Consider the following 19,980-nt stretch of genomic DNA (forward strand, 5'->3'; position numbering starts at 1 on the left):
CTCGCTCCCGCTGGTCGCTCTCTCATCCCTCGCACGGTGCTGTCGCGGCACGAGAGCCGCGACAGCGCGCGCCACCGCACCACTACCTGCGGAACTTCCATCGAACCACCCCGACAGCCGCACCCGCTCACCGATCAATCCGTCGCGAGCGGGATCGAGAGCCCCCGCCCCTCCCGTTCGACCGTCGTTCCGAACGCCGCCGAGCGCGCCCGAACGCGCTCGCGGACCCACGCGGCCACCTCGGGAGGCGCCCGGCGGACCCGCTCGTCAGCGATCTCGACCGGGACGACCCGCAGGCGGTCGAGCCGCCCGTCCTCGACGGCGAGTTCGACGCGGACGCTCCGGTCGTTGTGCAGGCCCTCCTTGACGACGTAGTCGTCCACGTAATCGCCCAGGTCGTAGCAGATCGGGCGGCCGCGGTACACCTCGATCCCCTGGGGAACGTGGGCACTGTGGCCGTGGACGGCGTCGACGCCGCGGTCGACCAGCCACCGGGCGAACCGGCGCTGGGTCGCCGAGGGGCGGACCTCCCAGTTGGGTCCCCAGTGCAGCGACGCCACGACGAGGTCCGGATCGCGGCGGTAGACCGCTTCGAGCGCGGCGTCGACTCGATCCCGCGTCTCCGGGCGCTCGGGGTCCAGTCGGAGCCACGCAGTTCCCGCGCTGTCGGGCTCTGCGCGGTACGAGCGTGACTGGTCGGTCAGCGCGATCACGCCCACGTCCAAGCCGCCCACCGACGCGACGGTGGGCTCGAACGCCGCGGCGCGGTCGCGACCGGCGCCCGCGGTCGCGATCCCCGCGCGTTCGAGGTGGTCGACCGTGTCGGCAAGCGCGGTCGGCCCGAAGTCGAGCAGGTGGTTGTTCGCCAGCGACGCGAACGACGCGCCCGCCGCGTCCAGCGCCGGGAGCGCCCACCCGGGGTCGGCCCGGAAGTAGTACCCCCGGTTCGGCGTCCGCTCGCCGCGCGTCGACACGCTGCACTCCAGGTTCAGGACGAGGCCGTCGAGGCCGCGCAGGGCGGGGAGCGTCGACCCCCAGACGGCGGCGGGGTCGCGGGCCGACTCGGGCGACTCGCTGCCGGCCCACCGCTCGTCGACGCTCCGGCCGAGCATCGCGTCGCCGACGAACCCGAGCCAGGCGTCGGCGTCCCCGCGGACCGTCGCGGGCGTCGGGCGACGCGTCCGCCGCCGGGCGGCTCCGCCGAGCCCCGCCAGCCCCGCGACCGACGCGGCGGACCCGGCGAGGACGGCTCGACGGGACGGCGCCACGGTCAGTCGCTCCTCCCGGAAAGCATCTCAGTCGATGTGGATCGCGGGTTTGGCGGGCTCGGCCTTCCCGGCGAGGTCGTCGCCGGGGCTCGCGCGGCGGACCTCGATATCGGCGCCGAACTCGTCGGCGAACAGCCAGCCCGCGGCCTCCAGCACGGCCAGCTCGCGCTCGGCGTCGAGGACGGGTTCGAGCGCGCCGGCCCGACCGGCGAGGTCGCCCAGGTACTCGGCGGCGCGGTCGCCGCCCGCGCCGATAGCGTCGTCGTCCAGCGCCGAGCCGACGACCGCGTCGCCTGGGTCTGCCTGCCGGACGTGCTCGTAGGCGCGGTACTTCCAGTCCTCCGCGACGACGATCTCGATGGTTCCGGGGTCGTCGATGTCGACGACCTCCGTGATGTCGCGCACGTCGTCGAGCGTCCGGTCCACGAGGCGGCGCTCCAGCTCGTAGTCGTCGATCGCCTCCTCGACGGTCGGCCACTCCGCCTCGACGACCATCCCCCCCGTATCGAGCAGGTTCCACATCTCCTCGCCGAGGTAGGGGGCCATCGGCGCGACGAACCGCGTCAACGCGGCCAGTCCGCGCTCGTAGGTCGCCTCGTCGACCGGGCCGTACTCGGCGTAGCGCCGGAGGAGGCGGGCGAAGCGCTGGGTCTCGCTGACGACCCGGTGGAAGCGGAACCGCTCGTACTCCTCGGCGACGGCCGTGACCGTCCGGTCGATCTCGCGTTCGAGGTAGTCGTCCTGCGGCGCGGCCTCCTCGCGGGTCGCCACGTCGTCGCGGTCCGCGACCATCGCGTAGAGGCGCTGCTGGAAGTCGTACACGTCGCCGACCGATTTGACGGTCCACTCGAAGTCCTGTGCCGGATGGGCCGCCGACAGCAGGAACAGGCGGGTGGTCTCGGCGCCGTACTCGTGCGGTGCGATGGCGTTGCCCTTCGAGGAGGACATCTTCTCGCCGTCGTACAGCACCGTGCCCTGGTTGATCAGCCGCTCGACGGGCTCGCGCGTGTCGAGCAGGCCCAGGTCGGCCAGCGCACGGGTGAAGAATCGGATGTACAGCAGGTGGAGGATGGCGTGTTCCTCGCCGCCGACGTACACGTCGACGGGGAGCCAGTCGTTCGCGCGGTCGGTGTCGAAGGGGGCCGAGTCCAGATCCGGCGACGTGTAGCGCAGGAAGTACCACGAGGAGTCGACGAAGGTGTCCATCGTGTCCGTCTCGCGCTCGGCGGGACCGCCGCAGTCGGGGCACTCGACGGCCTTCCACTCCTCGCTCTCTTCGAGGGGGTTGCCGGCGGTGCGGACGTACGGCGGGAGTTCCACGGGCAGGTCCTCGTCGGGGACCGGGACCCGGCCGCAGTCGTCGCAGTGGATCATCGGGATCGGGGTGCCCCAGTAGCGTTGGCGGGAGATGAGCCAGTCGCGCAGGCGGTACTCGACGGCCGACTCGACGCCGTCGGCGCCCAGCAGGCGCTCCCGGGCGGCGGAACTCGCCAGCCCGTCGTACTCGCCGCTGTTCGCCAGCATCCCGTCGTCGGTGTAGGGCGCGCCGGGCAGGTCCGTCCCGCTACCGTCGACCGGTTCGACGACCTGCTCGACGGGCAGATCGTGAGCGTCGGCGAAGGCGTGGTCGCGCTCGTTGTGCGCGGGAACGCCCATCACGGCGCCCGTGCCCACGTCGTCGAGGACGTAGGCGGCGACGTAGACGGGGAGGTCCTCCCCGGTTATCGGGTGCCTGGCGGTCAGGTCGGTCTCGACGCCGGAGGTGCCGCCGGCGTCGGCGCCCGCGCTGGTCACGTCGTCGACGTACTCGGCCACGTCGTCGTCGCGCTCCGCGAGCGCCGCCGCGAGGTCGTGGCCCGGCGAGAGCGCGACGTAGGTGGCGCCGTGGACCGTGTCGAGGCGGGTGGTGAACACGTCGACCGATTCGTCGGTTTCGGCCCCTGATACGTCGAAGGAGACGTGCGCGCCCTCCTGGCGGCCGATCCAGTTGCGCTGGATGTCGCGGACGCTCTCGGGCCACCCCGCCAGGTCGTCGAGGCCGGCGTCGAGTTCCTCGGCGTAGTCGGTGATCGTGAAGAACCACTGGTCGAGTTCGCGGCGCTCGACCGGCGTCTCGCAGCGCCAGCAGACCCCTGCCGCGTGGGCGTGGTCGACCGCGCTGGCTTCGGCCTCGGCGTCGTCCGGTCGCTCGACCTGCGCGTCCGCGAGGACGGTCTCGCAGTCGGGACACCAGTTGACGCGGGCGCCGGTGTACTCGACGAGGTCCTCCTCGTGGAACCGCTTGAAGAGGTACTGGTTCCAGCGGTAGTACTCGGGGTCGCAGGTGGTGACCTCCCGCGACCAGTCGTAGCCGAAGCCCATCGTCTCCAGCTCCTCGCGCATCTGGTCGATACACGAGCGGGTCCACGACTCGGGGTCGGTGTCGCGCTCGTAGGCGGCGTTCTCGGCGGGGAGGCCGAAGGCATCCCAGCCCATCGGCTGGAGCACCTCGTCGCCCCGGAGCGAGCGGTAGCGGGCGTACGCGTCGGTGATCGCGTAGTTGCGGACGTGGCCCATGTGGAGCGTGCCGGAGGTGTAGGGGAACATCCCGAGGACGTACGTCGGGTCGGCGGCGTCGTCGGGCACCTCGTAGACTCCTTCGGCGTCCCACACGTACTGCCAGTACTCCTGCACTCTGGCGTGGTTGTACCGAGTCATCGACTGTTGGCGGACCTGCGTCCGCCGCCGTAATCACTGTTCCCCACACGACGCGGGTTCCCGGGGTCGCTCGAACGCCCTCGCCGGCACCCACATCCGTCTCCGACCCCAGGGTCCGGTATGGCGATCGATACCACGGTCCTCGTGATCGGCGGCGGGGCGACCGGCGCCGGAGTCGCCCGGGACCTCGCGCTGCGCGGCTGCGACGTGACGCTCGTCGACCGCGGCGGCCTCGCCGACGGGACCAGCGGCCGCTCGCACGGACTGCTCCACAGCGGCGCGCGCTACGCCGAGGCCGACGAGGCCGGCGCCGAGGAGTGCATCGCCGAGAACCGGACGCTCCGGGACATCGCGGGCGCGGCCGTCGCGGACACCGGCGGGCTGTTCGTCCAGCTCGCGGACGACGACCCGGAGTACTTCGACGCCAAGCGCGACGCATGCGAGGCGTGCGGGATCCCCGTCGAGGCGCTCGACGGCGACGAGGCGCGGGCCGCCGTGCCCGACCTCGCCGAGGATGTCGAACGCGCGATGCGCGTCCCGGACGCCGTCGTCTCGCCGTCGCGGCTCGTCGCCGCGAACGCCCGGGACGCGGCCGACCACGGAGCCGGAGTCCACTACGGCTCGCCCGTCGAAGGGGTCCGCGTCGACGACGGCGCGGTGGCCGGTGTCGCGGTCGGCGGCGCGCTCGACGAGACGATCAGTCCGGATATCGTCGTCAACGCGACGGGCGCGTGGGCCGGCGAACTCGCGGCGATGGCCGGTGCGAGCGTCGAGATGCGGCCGACCCGCGGGCTGATGGTGTCGGTCGAGTACTCGACGCTCGGGACGGTCCTCAACCGGTGTCGCGACCCGGGCGACGGCGACATCGTCGTGCCCCACGAGCGCGAGGCGGTGCTCGGAACCACGAGCGTCGCGGTCGACGACCCCGACGAGTACGAACGGGCCGACTGGGAGCGCGAGCGCGTCCGCGAGGAGTGCGCGGCGATGTGCCCGCCGCTGGCCGACGCCGCCCGCGTCCGCGAGTGGTGGGGCGTCCGCCCGCTGTACGAGCCCGACGAGGCCGACCGCGGCGGCCGGGGCATCTCGCGCGGGTTCTTCCTGCTCGACGGCGCCGGCGAGGGCGTCGGGAACTTCCTGTCGGTCGTCGGCGGGAAGTTGACCACCTACCGGCTGATGGCCGAGGCGACCGCCGACGCGGTCTGCGAGCGACTCGGCGTCGACGAGCCCTGCCGCACCGCGGAGACGCCGCTGCCGAGTGCCGACGACCCCGAGGCGCTCGACCGGTTCGTCGCCGACATCGGCGGGCCGGGCCCCTCCGACAGCGACACTGCCGGTCGGTGACGGGACGGCGTCGGTCGGTGACCGCGCGCCGCGAGCCGGTGTCCGAGCGCCGCCGGTTCGCTCCTCGCAGTTCAGTCCTCGTCCTCGAACCAGCGCGCGGTCGAAGCGAGGTACTCGTCGCGGGGGTGCCCGGGTTCGAAGTTCGGCCGGAAGTACTCCCGGACCCGCTCGGCGCCGAACGCCGCGAGTCCGCCGACAGAAGCCAGGAAGAGCCAGCCGCCGACCGAGCCCGTGACTGCCGCGACCAGGTCCGCGTCGTAGTACGCGGCCATCACGGCCAGCCCGGCGCCGAACAGTACCGTGTAGACCACCGCGGCCATGACGAGCCACGGGCTGTTCGCTCGCAACCGCCGTCGAAAGCGCGTCCCCGCACGACCCATATTCGAGGCTTGAAGCACGTCCGAAAAAGCCTTTCTCTCCCGTGGTTCGCGTTCCCAGACCCCGCGGGACGGCTCCCGGTCGGGACCGCCCGTTCGCCGGTGACAGCTGACAGATAGGTCGGTGCTACCTGGACCCACACGAGGTGGCGGGCGCTGGCGGCGGGGCGGCGCGAACCCCCGGACCCGTTCGGGCGAACAGTAGGCGAACTTTTTACTTGTGGAATGTTAAGGGGGTGTATCGGGAATGTCACGGAACCAGACCGAACAGATGTTTCAGGACGACCTCGACTACTGTTACGACGCCGTCCAGGACGTATCGCGCACGTTCGCGCTGACGGTCGCGGAGCTCGACGAGCCGATGTCGCGCGACATCTGTGTCGGCTACCTCCTCTGTCGGATCGCGGACACCGTCGAGGACGCCGGGCACATCCCGCCGGCCGAGCAGCGCACGCTGCTGGACCTGTACAACCGAGTGCTCGACCCCGACGACGACGCGACGATCGCCGAGTTCCGGGCCGCCGTCGACGAGTGGATCCCCGAGAGCCCCAACGACGACTGGGAGGTCGTCGCGCAGTCGCCGCGGGTGTTCCGCGCGTTCGAAGGCCTCGACGAGGACTCCCGGGCGGCCATCCGACCGCCGGTGCGCGAACTCGTCAGCGGCATGGCGATGTTCGTCGAGCGCTACGCCGAACAGGGCGGACTCCGCCTGCAGACTTTCGGTGAACTGGAGGAGTACTGCTGGTACGCCGCCGGCACCGTCGGGACGCTCGTCACCGGCCTGCTCTCGCGCAACGTCGACGACTCCGTCAGCGAGACGCTCCAGAACAACGCCCGCTCGTTCGCGATGCTCCTCCAGCTGGTCAACGTCTCGAAGGACGTGGCCACCGACTTCGAGGAGGAGAACAACGTCTACATCCCCCAGGAGCTGCTCGACGACCAGCAGCTCGACACCGAGGACATCCGGGACGGCGACAACGGCGAGGAGTTCGTCCCCGTCATCCGCCGGGTCGTCGACCGCGCCGAGGGCTACCTCGACGGCGCCCAGACCTGGCTCGAAGCCATGCCGGAGATCCGCGGCAACACCCTCTCGGCGTGGGCCATCCCCTTCCTTCTGGCCGTCGGCACGCTGCGCGAACTGGAGGAGCGCCCCGAAGACGTGATCGAGGAGGGCGACGTGAAGGTCTCACGCTCGGAGGTGACGACGCTGTTCGCGATGTTCTCCGGCGAGGACGACCCGTCGGTCGCGGAGCTGCGCTCGAAGATACGCCAGCAGCCGCTCGACGAGTACTGACTGGAGTCGGGGCGGTCCGGCGTCCGGTCTGGTTCTCGGGAGACGACACCGCCGCGAGCGGCCGCCCTCGGGCGACACCGGAACGGATTAGTCGTACTGGCCGATAGCTCGGATCATGTCGGCAGACGCTGACGTGGTGGTCGCCGGAGGTGGGCCGGCGGGGCTCCAGTTCGCCCGCGAGGTGACCGCCCGCTCGGAGTACGACGTCGTCGTCCTGGAATCCAACGACGCCCTCTCGGACAACGACAAGTCCACTGGCGGCACTTTCCGCCAGGTGATCGACCGCTACGGGATCCCCGACGACGTGGTGATGGCCGAGAACGAAGACGTGGTGTTCGAGGCCCCCGGCGCGAGTTCGACGCTCGACATCCCGGGGTACGTCCTCGACTTCCCCGCGTTCGTCGAGTACCTCGGCGAGGACGCCGAGGCCCGCGGCGCAGAGATCCGGACCAGCGCGCGCGTGCAGGCGCCGATCCGCGAGGGCGGCCGCGTCGTCGGCGTCGAGTACACGTCCGGAGGCGAGCGCCGCGAGCTCCGGGCGGATCTGGTCGTCGACGCGACCGGCCCGCGGGCCGTGCTGGCCAAGCAACTCGGGATGTTCGACCCCGATTCCGCCCAGCACGGCGTCGGCAAGGAGTACGAGGTCGAGGGCCGCTACGACCTCGACTCGATGCTGTTCCGGTTCGACCACGACGACGCGCCGGGCGGGTACGCCTGGACGTTCCCCGCCGGCGAGGACGCGTTCAAGGCCGGGATCTGCTGGATCGACGACTTCTACGAGACTCACGCCCCGGCCGACGACGGCACCATGGACGACTACGTCGAGGACTGGCTCGCCGCCGACCCGCGCTGGGAGGCCGAGTCGATCCGGGCGGTCCACGCCGGCGACGCCGTCTCGAACAACTCCATCAACCAGCGCGCGACCGACGGCCTGGTCGCCGTCGGCGACGCCGTGTCGAGCATCAATCCGCTGTTCGGCGAGGGGATCCGCCCGGGCATGGAGTCGGCGGAGATGGCGGCGACCGTCGCGCTCGCGGCGCTCGACCGCGGCGAGACCTTCCGCGAGCGACTCGCCGTCTACGAGGACCGCTGGAACGACGAGAAGGGCCTCGACTGGCGGATCCAGCGGATCGTCTGCGAGCTGCTCTACGACTTCACGCCCGGCCAGCAGCGGCGGTTCGTCACCAGCGCCGGTCGCCTGTCGGACGCGCAGGTCGACCGGCTCCAGCGCTACGAGCTGACCCTCCGTGACTACCTCGAGTTGTACCCCTTCGACGCGAGCGACCTCTCGAAGGCCCGCGCGCTGGTCCGGCACGTCTGACCGCGACGCCGTCGGGCGGCCGCGCGTGGGACGTGGTACCGCGAGACTCAGGTGATTTAAACGTGTCGGGCTCGTACCCATCCTGTGAGCGAGAGCGACAACAGCGGGCGTCGGAACCTCCGAATGCCCTCGAACGACGAACTGTTCGCGGTGGTCACACAGCACAACGGCGGGAACCACGTGCGCGTCCAGTGCGAGGACGGCGTCGACCGCATGGGTCGGATCCCCGGCCGCATGAAGTACCGGACCTGGATCAGCGAGGGCGACGTGGTCCTCGTCGAACCGTGGGACTGGCAGGACGAGAAGGCCAACATCGAGTGGCGCTACTCCGAGCAGGACGCCGAGCAGCTGCGCGACGAAGGCCACATCGACTGATTCTCTTCGAGTACGACCGCGCCGTAGCGGCGACCCCCTGTCGCGCCGTCGGCAGCCGCGGCCACGTCGGTGCCTTCGGTCTGTGAGACGTTTCGGCCACGTCGGTAGCCTCCCGAGCGACCGGTAGCGACGCCGCCGTGCCGGCGAGGGACGGAGATCGGCGGCGAGCAGCGGCGAGCGGCGGCACTCAGATCGGGGGCGGTCGATACGGAGCGGGCACGCGTCCGGTTCGTATCCGCTCGGGTGCCGCAGCGACCTCGCAAACAACGTTATCCCCCCGGATAGAATCCACGTGGGCATGGAAGACGACTGCCGTACGATCGTGCTCTCGGTTCTCGAAACCGTCGCCGCCGCCGAACGGGTCGACCCCGTCGACCTCCCGCCCCTGTCCGAGACCCTCGATCCCGAGGCGCTGAACGGCCTGTTCGGACCGGTGTCGGGCGATCGGGCCCCGGTGACGGTCGCGTTCGAGTACTGCGGGTACGAGGTCACGGTCGACGGGTCGGGCGCCGTGACCGCCGAGCCGGCCGCGTCGCCGGCGAGCGCGGCCGCCACCGCGCCGCCGGCCGGTGCGGACGCGAGCGAGGAACCGCTCGCCGATTGAGCGCCGCCGCGACGGCCGAGCGCCGCCGGCTTCCGCCCGGCGAGCGGCCGACTACCGCAGCGTCGCCGCGGTGACGCCGGCGAGTTCGCCGGCCACCGCGGGGTCCAGCTGGTCGGCGGTGACCCGCCAGCGCCAGTTGTTCTCCGCGGTGCCGGGGACGTTGAACCGCGCCTCGCTCCCGAGTTCGAGCAGGTCGGGGACGGTGGTCAGCGCGAGCGCGGCGTCGGAGTCCCAGACGGCCTCGATCAGGTCCCAGGCGATCCGCTCGCCGTCGGTCGCCAGCGCGTAGTGGAGACAGTCCCGTTGCTCGGCCGAGAGCGACTCGTACCAGCCGACGGCGGTGTCGGTGTCGTGGGTCGAGGTGTAGCCGACGGACTGGCGGGGGTAGGTCGCGGGTTTGTACCGGTCGGTCTCGGCGCACCAGTCGGCGTAGTGGGGTACCCGCATCCCCGGGAACTCGAAGCGGTCCCGCAGGGCGACCATGCTCTCGTCGAGGAAGCCCAGGTCCTCGACGACGAACGGCAGGCCGCCCAGGTGCTCGTCCACCGTCTCGAAGAAGTCGTCGGCCGGACCCGGTCGCCACTCGCCGGCGGCGGGGTCGTCCGCGTCGGCGGGGATCGCCCAGTACTCGTCGAACGCTTTGAAGTGGTCGATGCGGGCGAGGTCGACCAGGTCGAGGAGTCGCGAGAGGCGACGGCGCCACCACTCGTAGTCGGTCTCGCGCAGGCGGTCCCAGTCGTAGACGGGGTTGCCCCAGCGCTGACCGTCGTCGCCCGGGTTCGGCGGGACGCCCGCGACGGCGGTCGGGTCGCCCCCCTCGTCCAGCTGGAAGGCGTCCTGGTCGGCCCACACGTCCGCCGAGTCGAGGGCGACGTAGATGGGGAGGTCGCCGACGAGTTCGACCCCCCGTTCGGCGGCCTCGGCGCGTAGCTCGCGCCACTGGGCGTCGAAGACCCACTGGACGAACGCGTGGTAGTCGACGGCCTCGGCGTGGGTCTCCCGCGCGGCCGCCAGCGCGTCGGCGTCGCGCCGCGCCAGGTCGGCCGGCCAGTCGGTCCACGCCGCGTCGCCGTGGGCGTCCTTCAGCGCCGCGTACAGCGCGTAATCCTCCAGCCACGCCGCCTCGCGCTCGCGGAACGCCGCGAACGCCGCCCGTTCTTCCTCCGAGGCCTCCGCGGTGAAGGTGTCGTGGGCCGCGCGCAGACGCTGGCGCTTGAACGGTGCGACCGCCTCGTAGTTCACGCTCCCGGGCTCGGCGCCCTCGGGCCCGTCGAGGTCGGAGTCGTCGAGATACCCCCGGTCGGCGAGGTCGACCAGGTCGACCAGCAGCGGGTTGCCGGCGAACGCCGACGAGGAGCCGTACGGGGAGTGGCCGTAGGCGGCCGAGGTCGGGCCCACCGGGCAGAACTGCCACAGCGACTGGTCGGCCCGGTCGAGGAAGTCGAGGAACTCCCGCGCCCCCGCGCCGAGGTCGCCGACCCCGTGGGGACCCGGCAGCGAGGTGAGATGCAGAAACACGCCGCTCCGGCGCTCCTGTTGCATGGACTCGCCTTGACTCCCCGACGATTTCAAACTCGGGGTGCGCCGCTGGCGCGCCGGTCCCGAGGGTTCGAGTCCCCGACCCGACCCCCGACTCCCTATCGATACGGAGACGTACGTTTCACAACATATGCGCCCCTATCGGCCCAGATACAGCAATATTTTACCGAAATTCGGAGCTAGAGTAAACTTTTATTAGATTGCTGCCCCGATCGTTGGATATGAGTCGATACCCTCGTCAAACCCGGAACGAGCGGTTGAACTGCGCGTCCTGCGATTCCCCGGTCGTGAAGGCGGACAACGCGTACGTCTGTGTGGGTTGCGGCGCCTCGCCCGACGAGTGATCGGCCTGGCGGTCGGGCGGAGTAGTCGATAGACCGACGTGTCGACGCGGCAGGCGGTGTCGCGGCCGAACGGGTAAAGTGGGGGTAACGCGAAGGGGCTGTCAGATGGTACCACGCGTTCTCATGCTCGGGTGGGGGTTCCCGCCGAACGTCAGCGGCGGCCTCGACACGGCGGTCGGCGAACTCGTCGACAGGTTCGACGCGCGCGACGACGTCGAGGTCGACCTCGTCCTCCCGGCGGAGTACGCGCCGGAGGGTCGCGAGAACGTCCACGGCGTCCCGACCGGAGACGGCGACGTGAGCACGCGGATCAACCGCCTCGCCGGCGAGTTCGTCGACTACGCGGCCGACGCCGACATCGTCCACACCCACGACTGGTTCGGCTACGGCCCCGGCTCGCGCGCCCAGGCCACCCACGACGCCGAGTGGGTGACGACGTTCCACTCGCTGACGACCGACCGGAACCGCCAGCCGCCCGACCGCGAGGTCGAGACCGAACAGCGGATCGTCGACCGCGCCGACCACCTGGTCGCCGTCAGCGACCTCGTCCGCCGGAACATCGTCCACGAGTACGGCGGCGACGCCCGCGTCATCCACAACGGTTTCTCGTCGGTCGAACCCACCGGTCGCGACCTCAAGGCCGAACTCGACATCGACGGCCCCATGCTCTTCTTCGTCGGTCGCCACACCGACCAGAAGGGCATCTCCCACCTCGTCTACGCCCTCTCGAAGCTCCGCCGCCCGGACGCGACGCTCGTCCTCGGCGGCACGGGTCACCTCACCGACCAGCTGAAGGAGTTCGTCGACCTGCTCGGCCTGGGTGACCAGGTGGAGTTCGTCGGCTACGTCCCCGAGCCGGAGCTGGGCGACTACTACGCCTCCGCGGATCTGTTCGTCTCGCCGTCGCTGGCCGAGCCGTTCGGGATCACGATCGTCGAGGCGCTGTCGGTCGGCACCCGCGTCGTCGCCAGCGAGTCCGGCGCGGCGGAGGTGCTCCCCGACGACTGCGTCGTCGAGGTCGAGACCGACTCCGACTCCATCGCCGACGGCATCGACGAGGCGCTGGCCGCCGACACGCCCCTGGAGTACGAGCCCCGCACCTGGGAGACCGTCGCCGACGAACACGTCGCCTTCTACGAGGAGATCGTCGCGGAGTAACAGCGGCGGCCGCGCCGGTCGCGTCCGGGTGGGGGCCCTCAGCGCAGCAGTCGCACGTCGGTCACCGGCTCCGGGTGGACGATGCGGAACCCGTCGGCGGTCGGCGACCGGCCGAGCGTCGCCGGCGCGCGTCGGCTGGACCCGTACGGGCTGTCGTCGGCGATGCCCTCGTAGGGGTTGTCGCCGCCGGTCGGCCGGTAGGGGGTCGCCTCGCCGTCCTCGTCGTCGGTCGGCTCCGGCGGGAGGTAGATCCGCTCGCCCGACTCCGAGCGGACGACGGTCGCCACCCGACGCTGGCCCGTCACCTCGACGGTCGTCCGCCCGTCCTCGATGTCGACGTCGACCGAGACCGGCCCGTCCGCGTTCGTCCCGCTCATGTCTCGACGGCCGGCCGAGAGCGACTTAACTGTTCGCGTCGGTTCGGACTTGGCGTTCGGTAGCGGTGGCGGCGGTAGCGGTGAGGCGGTAACGGTGCGGTCGGCGCGTGCTGGAGCGCGCTCTCGTGCGCGCGACGAAATCGCGCGAGGGATTCGCGACTCGTGTGTCGCGAATCGGCTGGGGAGGTCCGTGGCCGTCTGCGGTTGCTGTGCGGTGCTGTGCTGTCCTGGTGGACTGAAAGGGCGAGGCGCGCTCGCGTGCAGTTCAGTCGCCTGAGCGGGCACTATCAGCGCGGGCCGTGCGGAGAGCGCGGATATCCCGCTCAGCGACCGCGAGCGCGGCGAGGGCTTTCAGCGCGTGCTGTCGAGGACGGTCGAGCCAATTGCTAGCGAGCGGGTCGAGAGCTTTCATCGCCTGTCGTCGAGGACGGTCGAGTCGAGTGCGGTCGAGTCGAGTGCGCTCACCCCGTCCACTGACGATCCGCGACGGACACGACAACCTCGACAGAATCGCGCGCACCGCAAACCCGAAGGGACAGACGCGCGCAGGTGTGGGCATGCACCACCCGGGACCGCCGCGGTTCGTGGCCGTCGGCGACGAGGTCGAACTCGCGCCGCGCGATCCGGACCCGGCGGCGACCTACGCCTGGACGGTCGCGGCCGCGCCAGCGGACTCGACCGCGACGGTCGGCGACGACCCGGTCGAGTACTTCCACCCCGACCAACCGGGCCGGTACGTCGTCGCGCTCGACGCGCCCGACGGCCGCCACGAACTGACCGTCCGGGCGTTCCCCGGCGGGCTCGCGCCCGCTTCGGAGGCCCCCTCGTACCCCACCTCGGGCGCGACGGAGACGACCGCCGACGAGGCCGCCGCCGGTACCAGCGGCGACGCCGGCGACGGCTCCGACCGAGCGGACGACCGAGAGGAGACGGCCGCCGACCCCGACGGGGGCGGCCGCCCCAGACTCTCCCTCTCGGCGACGGTCACCGAGGAGGGCGTCGTCGTCGAGACCGACCCCCAACCACATCCCGACGGGAGCGAGACGGCCGGGGACCTGGACGTGGCGTTCCTGCTGGACGACCGCGACGACCTCGACCGCGAGGACGTGCGGATCGCGGGCGGGGAGCTGACGGTCCCGCTCGACGCCATCTCCGACCGCGCGCGGGTCCACGCCGTCGCCGTCGGCCGCCACGGCTACAGCGTCCCGGACGCGGTCGATATCCGTCGCGACGGAGGGGACATCACCATCCACCGCCCCTACGACCCGCCGGCGTGGGCCGAGGACTCGGTCATCTACGAGGTGTACGTGCGGACGTTCCCCGGCCAGGACGGCGACGCCGCGGACGAGCGCGGGGTCTTCGACGCCATCCGCGAGCGGCTGGACTACGTGGAGGGACTGGGCGTCGACACGCTGTGGCTGACGCCGGTGCTGGCGAACGACGACGCGCCCCACGGCTACAACGTCACGGACTTCTTCGCCCTCGCCGCGGACCTCGGCACCCGCGAGGAGTACGAGCGACTGGTCGAGGCGGCCCACGACCGCGGCATGCGCGTGCTGTTCGACCTGGTCTGCAACCACTCGGCGCGGGCTCACCCCTACTATCAGGCGGCGGTCTCGGACCCGGCGAGCGAGTACCGCGAGTGGTACGAGTGGCGCGGGCCGGGGGAGCCGGAGACGTACTTCGACTGGGAGCTGATCGCCAACTTCGACTTCTCGCATCTGCCGGTGCGCCGGCACCTCCTCGACGCGGTCGAGGAGTGGGCGCCGCTGGTCGACGGCTTCCGCTGCGACATGGCGTGGGCGGTCCCGAACGCCTTCTGGCGGGAGGTCCACGACCGGCTGAAGGCCCGCGACGCCGACTTTCTCCTGCTGGACGAGACCATCCCCTACATCCCCGACTTCCAGGCGGGGCTGTTCGACGTACACTTCGACTCGACGACCTACGCCGCGCTCCGGCGGGTGGGCAACGGCGAGCCCGCGGAGGCGGTGCTCGACGCCGTCGAGGACCGCGCCCGGTCGGGGTTTCCCGACCACGCCGGGTTCATGCTCTACGCCGAGAACCACGACGAGACGCGCTATCTCGTCGAATGCGGCCGCCCCGCGGCGGAGGCGGCGCTGGGCGCGCTGTTTACCCTCCCCGGCGCGCCGATGGTCTACGCGGGCCAGGAGTTCGGCCAGCGCGGCAAGCGCGACGCCCTCGCCTGGGCCCACGCCGACGAGTCGCTGCGCGAGCACGTCCGCCGGCTGGCCGCGCTGCGGCGCGAGCGCGGCTCGCTCGCGACCGCGGCCGCGCTCGACCGGGTCGACTACGAGGTCCGCGAGGGGTGGGACGACCGCGTGGTCGCGTTCCGGCGGCGGGCCGACGCGCCGACGGGAGCCGCCGCTGACGGCGGTCGCGGAGAGCACGACGCCGAGGCCGGGATTACCGGCGACGCCGTCGTTGTCGTCCTGAACTTCGGCGCGGAGCCGGCGACGGTCGCCGTCGACGCCGCGGCGGGCGCGACGGATCTGCTGACCGGCGACTCGGTCGGGAGGGCCGACGGGCTCCGAGTCGACAGCGTCGCCGTCCTGCCGGCGGGTCGGTCGTGAACGCGGCGCTGGCGACCGGAGTCCGTTCGCCGGCCGTCCGAACGGACCGAGGGCGATCCCCGGCGCTGCGGTCCGTCGATCCCCGTCCATGTGAGCGCGCGGCAACGCCTGCGTCCGAGCCGGGATTTATATACGGAACGGGCGTGGTGACGGTATGCGGCTGACGACGGCGCTCGACGAGTACAAGCGGGCACGCGGCGAGCGCTTCCCGGAGGAGACGAGGACGGTCGACGGCGCCTTCTCGGGCCACGGCGACCGGCTGGTCCACGTGGACCCGAACGGGTCGCTGCGCGACTACTCCGCGCCGCTGTCGGGGTTGCACGGGGTCGACCGCTCGAAACTGGGCGTCCGGACCGCCCGGGGCACCCACTGGTTCGCCGACCTGGAGACCATCCGCCAGCACTACTACCGCGACACGCGGCTCGTCGAGACCGAGTACGACGCCGGCTCGTTCACCGTCCACCAGTACGACCTGACGCTCGGCCGGGCCCACGTCACGCACGTCGAACTGCGGGGGGCCGTCCCGCAGGACGCCCACCTCGTCGCCTTCCTCACGATGGCGCCGGAGGGCGAGGAGGCCGGCGTCGGCGCGCTGGTCCACGAGGACAGCGGCCCCGCGGGGGCCAGCGTGCTGGAGGTCTTCCACCGGACGGAACACGACTACCTGACGGCCTCGACCGGTATCGGCGGGGTCCACGGCCAGCGGCCCGAGCGCTTCGCCGAGATCCTCGACGACGACACCGTCGACTTCCCGCGCGGGGAGGGCGAGCGCGCCTACGACCAGACGCGGATGACCGGCGACTTCGTCGTGACCGCGCCGCTCGAACGCGAGGGGCGCAGTAACCGGACGACGCTGGTCACCCAGCTGTCGGACCACCGCGAGATAGACAGGGGCGGGGCGCTCGCGGACCTGCGCGCCTGCGCCGAGGGACACGCGACCGCCGACCAGCTCCGCGCCGCGGCCCGCGACCGGACGACCGTCGACGTGCCCGAGTCGACGCCCCGGTCGGACCTGGTGCGGGCGGACCTGCGAGTGGCGGACCTGCTCGAAGGGCCGACCGGCGCGCGGGTCGCCGCCCCGGAGTTCGACCCGTTCCACGCCAACTCCGGCGGCTACGGCTACGTCTGGTTCCGCGACGACGCCGAGGTGGCCCGCCACGTGCTCGCCGCGGGCGACCGCCTCGACCTCCCCGTCGGCGGGCTCGTCGAGCGGGCCGCTCGCTTCCACTGCGACGCCCAGCTGCCCGACGGGACCTGGCCCCACCGCGTGTGGGCGGTCGACGGCTCGCTCGCGCCCGGGTGGGCCAACGCGAACGTCGAGCGCGACGACGATTCCGTCGAGTACCAGGCCGACCAGACCGCCTCCGTCACCGCCTTCCTCGCGACGCTGCTCCGCGAGCGCCGCGGCGACCTCGCCGACGACCTGACCGTCTCGATCCGCGAGACCGTCGCCGAGAGCGTCGACGCGCTCACCCGGACCGTCGGCGAGGACGGGCTGCCCGACCCCTGCCAGAACGTCTGGGAGGACGCCACCGGCCGCTTTACCCACACCGCGGCGACGTACGTCCAGGCGTTCGCGGCGGTCGCGCGAGCGCCGGTCGGCCGCCAGCTCGCCGACCGGGCGCTGGCGGCCGCCGAGGCCGTCCTCGACGGCCTCGACGGGGTCTACGACGCCGAGCGGAGCGCCTACCCGATGCGGCTGGTCGACGGCGAGCCGGACCGCCGACTCGACGCGGCGACGCTGTCGCTCGCCGAGGCGGTCGCGGCCTACGACGCGGTTCCGGAGACGACGCTGGACGACGAGCGGCTCGACCGCGTGGCCGACCACGTGGCGACGACGCTGGACGGGCTGTTCCGCAACCCCGCCGAGAGCGAGCTCGCGGGGCTGGTCCGCTACGAGGGCGACGACTGGCGGACCGCCGAGCAGGACCGCGAGAAGGTGTGGTCGGCGACGACGGGGATGGGCGCCGTCGCCGCCGCCGAGGTGGGCGTCCTCCTGAACGAGCGCGGCCGGTCGGGCGACGCGTACCTCGACCGCGCGGGCGACCTCTACGAGCTGCTCGGCGAGGACGGCCCGCTGACGACCGACGCGGGCTATCTCGCCGAGCAGGCGTTCGACGACGGTGACCTCGACTGCGCGGCGCCGCTCGGCTGGTCGCACGCGCTGCGGCTGCGCGCGACCGCGGTGCTCGACGCGGAGGCGGCGCTACCCGCCCGCACCTCCGACATCGAGGGACCGACCGACCGGATGCGGTGGACGACCGGCGAGAAGTACGGCCTCGGCACCGCCGCCGACCACGACGCCGCCGACCCCTCGCGGGTCTGGTTCACGCTCACCGAGGGCGCGATGACGGAGGTGCGGTTCCCGCAGGTCGACCTGATGAACCTCCGCACGCTCGATTTCCTCGTCAACGACCGCGCGGACGACGAGTACACGATCCGGACACACAACGAGTCCCGGGTCAGCGACGACACCGTCGAGCGACGGGTCGAACCCGTGGCCGACGACGCGCTGCTCTTTCGGCACGTCTTCACCGAGGCGGGCGACGGCCGCGGCCACGAGTGGGAGCTCACCGTCGAGTACGCGACCGACCCCGACCACGACGCGGTGCTGGCCGACGTGGAGTTCGCGGCCGCCGACGGCAACGACTACGAGGTGTTCGCCGTCGCGGACACGGCGCTGGTCAACAGCGCCACGGCCGACCGCGGCCTGCGACTGGGCGAGCCCGGCTCCCACCACCTCGTCGCCCGCGACCCGACGGCCTACACGGGCGACACGGAGGAGCCGTTCCTCGTCGACGAGGACGGCGAGGGCTACTCGGTCGCGATGGCGATGGCCGCCCGCGACCGCTTCGAGTGGGCGACCGTCGGCGCCGCCGGCAGCGAGCCGCTGCGCGCGCTGTTCACCGACGGCGTCCTCCCCGACCCGCGCGACGCCGTCGACAACCAGAGCGTCGTCCTCGTCGGCCGCCTCGGCACCGGCGACGCCGTCGAGTCGGAGCTCGCGCTCGGGTTCGCCCGCGCGGCCGACACCGCCGCCGCGCTCGGCGAGGCCGACGGCGCCCTGGAGCGAGGCTTCGAGACCGTCAGCGCCGAGTACGCCGACACGTGGGCCGACTTCCTCGCCGACCGCTCGCTGCCCGAGGCGGTCGCCGACGACCGCGACCTGGCCGCCCAGTACCGCACCGCCCTGATGAGCCTCTACGCCGTCGAGGACAAGACCTACGCCGGCGCCTCGATCGCCTCGCCGTCGGTCCCGTGGGGCGAGGCGGTCTCGGCCGACGAGCCGAAGGGCTACGGCTACAACTTCGTCTGGTCCCGCGACCTGTACCAGGTGTTCACCGTCTTCGAGACGGTCGGCGAGCTCGACGTGGCCGCCTCGCAGCTGGCGTACATCTACGAGTACCAGCAGGACGAGGACGGGTTCATCCCGCAGAACACCTACGTCAACGGCATCACCCGGTGGGGCGGCGAGCAGATGGACAACATCTCCTTCCCCGCGGTGATGGCCTACCACCTCGCCGAGCGCGGCCTCGGGTTCGACGAGGTCGACTACGACTACGAGCACGTCCGCCGCTCGGCCGACTACGTCGCCCGCAACGGCCCCGAGAGCGCCCAGGAGCGCTGGGAGGAGGAGTCGGGCTACTCCCCCTCCTCCATCGCCGCCGAGATCGCCGGGCTGGCCTGCGCGGGCAAGCTCGCGGTCGACACCGACCACGAGGCCGACGCGCTCGTCTGGACGGCCCTGGCAGACCAGTGGGTCAACAACGTCGAGAACTGGACCGCCACCGAGACCGGCACCGAGCGCCACGAGCACACCCCCTACTACGTCCGCGTGACCCGCGACGGCGACCCCGAGGCCGGCCACCTCCGGACGCTCGCCAACGCCGGTCCGACGCTGGACGAGCGGAACATCGTCGACGGCGGCTTCCTCGACCTCGTGCGGCTCGGCATCAAACCGGCCGACGACGAGGTAATCGAAAACTCCGTCGCCGAGGTCGACGACACCATCCGCGTCGACGCCGGCTCCGCCGCGGGCTTCTACCGTTATAATGGCGACGGCTACGGCGAGCGCGAGCGCGGCGACGTGGGCGGCCCGTGGTCGGTCGAACACAAGGGGAAGGGCCGGCTTTGGCCCCTCCTGACGGGCGAACGCGGCGAGTACGAGTTGCACCTCGACGACCCCGACCTGCCGCCGGAGGACTGCCTGCGGGCGATGCAGGAGTTCGCCAACTCCGGGCGGATGATCGCCGAGCAGGTGTGGGACCGCGAGCACGCCACCGACTACGACTGGGCGTTCGGCGAGGGGACCGGCTCGGCGACGCCGCTGGCGTGGTCGATGGCCCAGTACGTCCGGCTCGCCCACGGCGTCAGCGCCGGCGAACCGGTCGAGACGCCCGATTTCGTCCGCGAGCGCTACCGGGACGAGCGGCTCCACGAACCCGACCGCAGCCCCGCGCTCCGGGTGGACACGGAGTTCCGCGGCGACCGGCTGGTCGTCTCCGGCGAGACGACCGGCGAGCGCGTCGCCGTCAAGACCCCCGTCGAGGGCGTCGTCGTCGAACCCGAGGGCACCGAGTTCGAGACGACCGTCGGCATCGAGCGGGGCGAGAACCAGGTGATCGTCGCCGCCGGCGCCGCCGACGTGGAGGCCTCGGGCACGACCGTCCGCCGGCTGCAGCTGTAACGGTCCC

General features: G+C 72.0%; 13 protein-coding genes. 8 read left to right on the forward strand and 5 right to left on the reverse strand.

The genetic code is table 11. The features are described 5' to 3' along the window. Positions 1 to 134: 134 nt before the first annotated feature. Together HZS54_RS21630 and leuS are read right to left on the reverse strand one after the other, a co-directional pair. Positions 135 to 1,268, reverse strand: coding sequence for a CapA family protein (locus tag HZS54_RS21630; RefSeq protein WP_179919175.1), 1,134 nt, complete (start codon positions 1,266 to 1,268; stop codon positions 135 to 137). A gap of 27 nt (positions 1,269 to 1,295) precedes the next feature. Continuing rightward, a complete protein-coding gene (gene leuS / locus HZS54_RS21635; protein ID WP_179919176.1) occupies positions 1,296 to 3,965 on the reverse strand; it encodes a leucine--tRNA ligase in 2,670 nt (889 codons plus the stop codon). Positions 3,966 to 4,085: 120 nt separating this feature from the next. Here leuS and HZS54_RS21640 point away from each other — a divergent pair, with 120 nt between their 5' ends. Beyond that, entirely contained in the window at positions 4,086 to 5,306 is a 1,221-nt protein-coding gene (locus HZS54_RS21640) for an FAD-dependent oxidoreductase (RefSeq protein WP_179919177.1), read from the forward strand. Between the two features lie 71 nt (positions 5,307 to 5,377). Here HZS54_RS21640 and HZS54_RS21645 read toward each other — a convergent pair whose 3' ends face one another. Next, positions 5,378 to 5,686 (reverse strand): hypothetical protein, encoded by a 309-nt coding sequence (locus HZS54_RS21645; RefSeq protein ID WP_179919178.1) that lies wholly within the window; start codon positions 5,684 to 5,686, stop codon positions 5,378 to 5,380. A 244-nt stretch (positions 5,687 to 5,930) separates the two neighbouring features. Between HZS54_RS21645 and HZS54_RS21650 the strand changes: the two genes are divergently transcribed. The 4 genes from HZS54_RS21650 (at position 5,931) to ddfA (ending at position 9,277) form a co-directional block, all read left to right on the forward strand. After that, complete coding sequence (locus HZS54_RS21650) at positions 5,931 to 6,977, forward strand: phytoene/squalene synthase family protein (RefSeq protein WP_179919179.1); 1,047 nt, start codon at positions 5,931 to 5,933, stop codon at positions 6,975 to 6,977. A 115-nt stretch (positions 6,978 to 7,092) separates the two neighbouring features. Continuing rightward, entirely contained in the window at positions 7,093 to 8,298 is a 1,206-nt protein-coding gene (locus tag HZS54_RS21655) for an NAD(P)/FAD-dependent oxidoreductase (protein ID WP_179919180.1), read from the forward strand. An 84-nt stretch (positions 8,299 to 8,382) separates the two neighbouring features. Next, positions 8,383 to 8,673, forward strand: a complete 291-nt coding sequence (eif1A, locus tag HZS54_RS21660; RefSeq protein WP_006883989.1) for a translation initiation factor eIF-1A — start codon at positions 8,383 to 8,385, stop codon at positions 8,671 to 8,673. Between the two features lie 298 nt (positions 8,674 to 8,971). Beyond that, entirely contained in the window at positions 8,972 to 9,277 is a 306-nt protein-coding gene (gene ddfA / locus HZS54_RS21665) for a DdfA family disk-determining factor (RefSeq protein WP_179919181.1), read from the forward strand. 51 nt (positions 9,278 to 9,328) lie between these two features. On the opposite strand, the gene malQ is transcribed toward ddfA, so the two are convergent. After that, positions 9,329 to 10,819, reverse strand: coding sequence for a 4-alpha-glucanotransferase (gene malQ / locus HZS54_RS21670; RefSeq protein WP_179919182.1), 1,491 nt, complete (start codon positions 10,817 to 10,819; stop codon positions 9,329 to 9,331). A gap of 446 nt (positions 10,820 to 11,265) precedes the next feature. On the opposite strand from malQ, the gene HZS54_RS21675 reads away from it, so the two are divergent. Beyond that, complete coding sequence (locus HZS54_RS21675) at positions 11,266 to 12,318, forward strand: glycosyltransferase family 4 protein (protein ID WP_179919183.1); 1,053 nt, start codon at positions 11,266 to 11,268, stop codon at positions 12,316 to 12,318. Between the two features lie 38 nt (positions 12,319 to 12,356). On the opposite strand, the gene HZS54_RS21680 is transcribed toward HZS54_RS21675, so the two are convergent. After that, positions 12,357 to 12,695: a DUF7510 family protein gene (locus tag HZS54_RS21680; protein WP_179919184.1), complete on the reverse strand. Its 339-nt coding sequence runs from the start codon at positions 12,693 to 12,695 to the stop codon at positions 12,357 to 12,359. A gap of 557 nt (positions 12,696 to 13,252) precedes the next feature. Between HZS54_RS21680 and malA the strand changes: the two genes are divergently transcribed. Together malA and HZS54_RS21690 are read left to right on the forward strand one after the other, a co-directional pair. Continuing rightward, positions 13,253 to 15,286 carry an alpha-amylase MalA gene (gene malA / locus HZS54_RS21685; RefSeq protein WP_179919185.1) on the forward strand — a complete coding sequence of 678 codons (2,034 nt, stop codon included), beginning with the start codon at positions 13,253 to 13,255 and terminating at the stop codon, positions 15,284 to 15,286. A 154-nt stretch (positions 15,287 to 15,440) separates the two neighbouring features. Beyond that, the gene (locus tag HZS54_RS21690; RefSeq protein ID WP_179919186.1) at positions 15,441 to 19,973 is read left to right on the forward strand and encodes a DUF7997 domain-containing protein; all 4,533 of its coding nucleotides are present in this window, start codon (positions 15,441 to 15,443) and stop codon (positions 19,971 to 19,973) included. The last annotated feature ends 7 nt before the right edge of the window (positions 19,974 to 19,980 follow it).

It is taken from the genome of Halosimplex pelagicum, from assembly GCF_013415905.1.
Taxonomy (GTDB): domain Archaea; phylum Halobacteriota; class Halobacteria; order Halobacteriales; family Haloarculaceae; genus Halosimplex; species Halosimplex pelagicum.

Excerpts from the sequence above, each read along its gene's own strand:
- leuS (WP_179919176.1), bottom strand. The coding sequence starts at position 3,965 with ATGACTCGGTACAACCACGCCAGAGTGCAGGAGTACTGGCAGTACGTG.
- HZS54_RS21680 (WP_179919184.1), bottom strand. The coding sequence starts at position 12,695 with ATGAGCGGGACGAACGCGGACGGGCCGGTCTCGGTCGACGTCGACATC.
- HZS54_RS21650 (WP_179919179.1), top strand. The coding sequence starts at position 5,931 with ATGTCACGGAACCAGACCGAACAGATGTTTCAGGACGACCTCGACTAC.
- ddfA (WP_179919181.1), top strand. The coding sequence starts at position 8,972 with ATGGAAGACGACTGCCGTACGATCGTGCTCTCGGTTCTCGAAACCGTC.
- HZS54_RS21645 (WP_179919178.1), bottom strand. The coding sequence starts at position 5,686 with ATGGGTCGTGCGGGGACGCGCTTTCGACGGCGGTTGCGAGCGAACAGC.
- HZS54_RS21655 (WP_179919180.1), top strand. The coding sequence starts at position 7,093 with ATGTCGGCAGACGCTGACGTGGTGGTCGCCGGAGGTGGGCCGGCGGGG.
- malQ (WP_179919182.1), bottom strand. The coding sequence starts at position 10,819 with ATGCAACAGGAGCGCCGGAGCGGCGTGTTTCTGCATCTCACCTCGCTG.
- HZS54_RS21675 (WP_179919183.1), top strand. The coding sequence starts at position 11,266 with ATGGTACCACGCGTTCTCATGCTCGGGTGGGGGTTCCCGCCGAACGTC.
- HZS54_RS21690 (WP_179919186.1), top strand. The coding sequence starts at position 15,441 with ATGCGGCTGACGACGGCGCTCGACGAGTACAAGCGGGCACGCGGCGAG.
- HZS54_RS21640 (WP_179919177.1), top strand. The coding sequence starts at position 4,086 with ATGGCGATCGATACCACGGTCCTCGTGATCGGCGGCGGGGCGACCGGC.
- malA (WP_179919185.1), top strand. The coding sequence starts at position 13,253 with ATGCACCACCCGGGACCGCCGCGGTTCGTGGCCGTCGGCGACGAGGTC.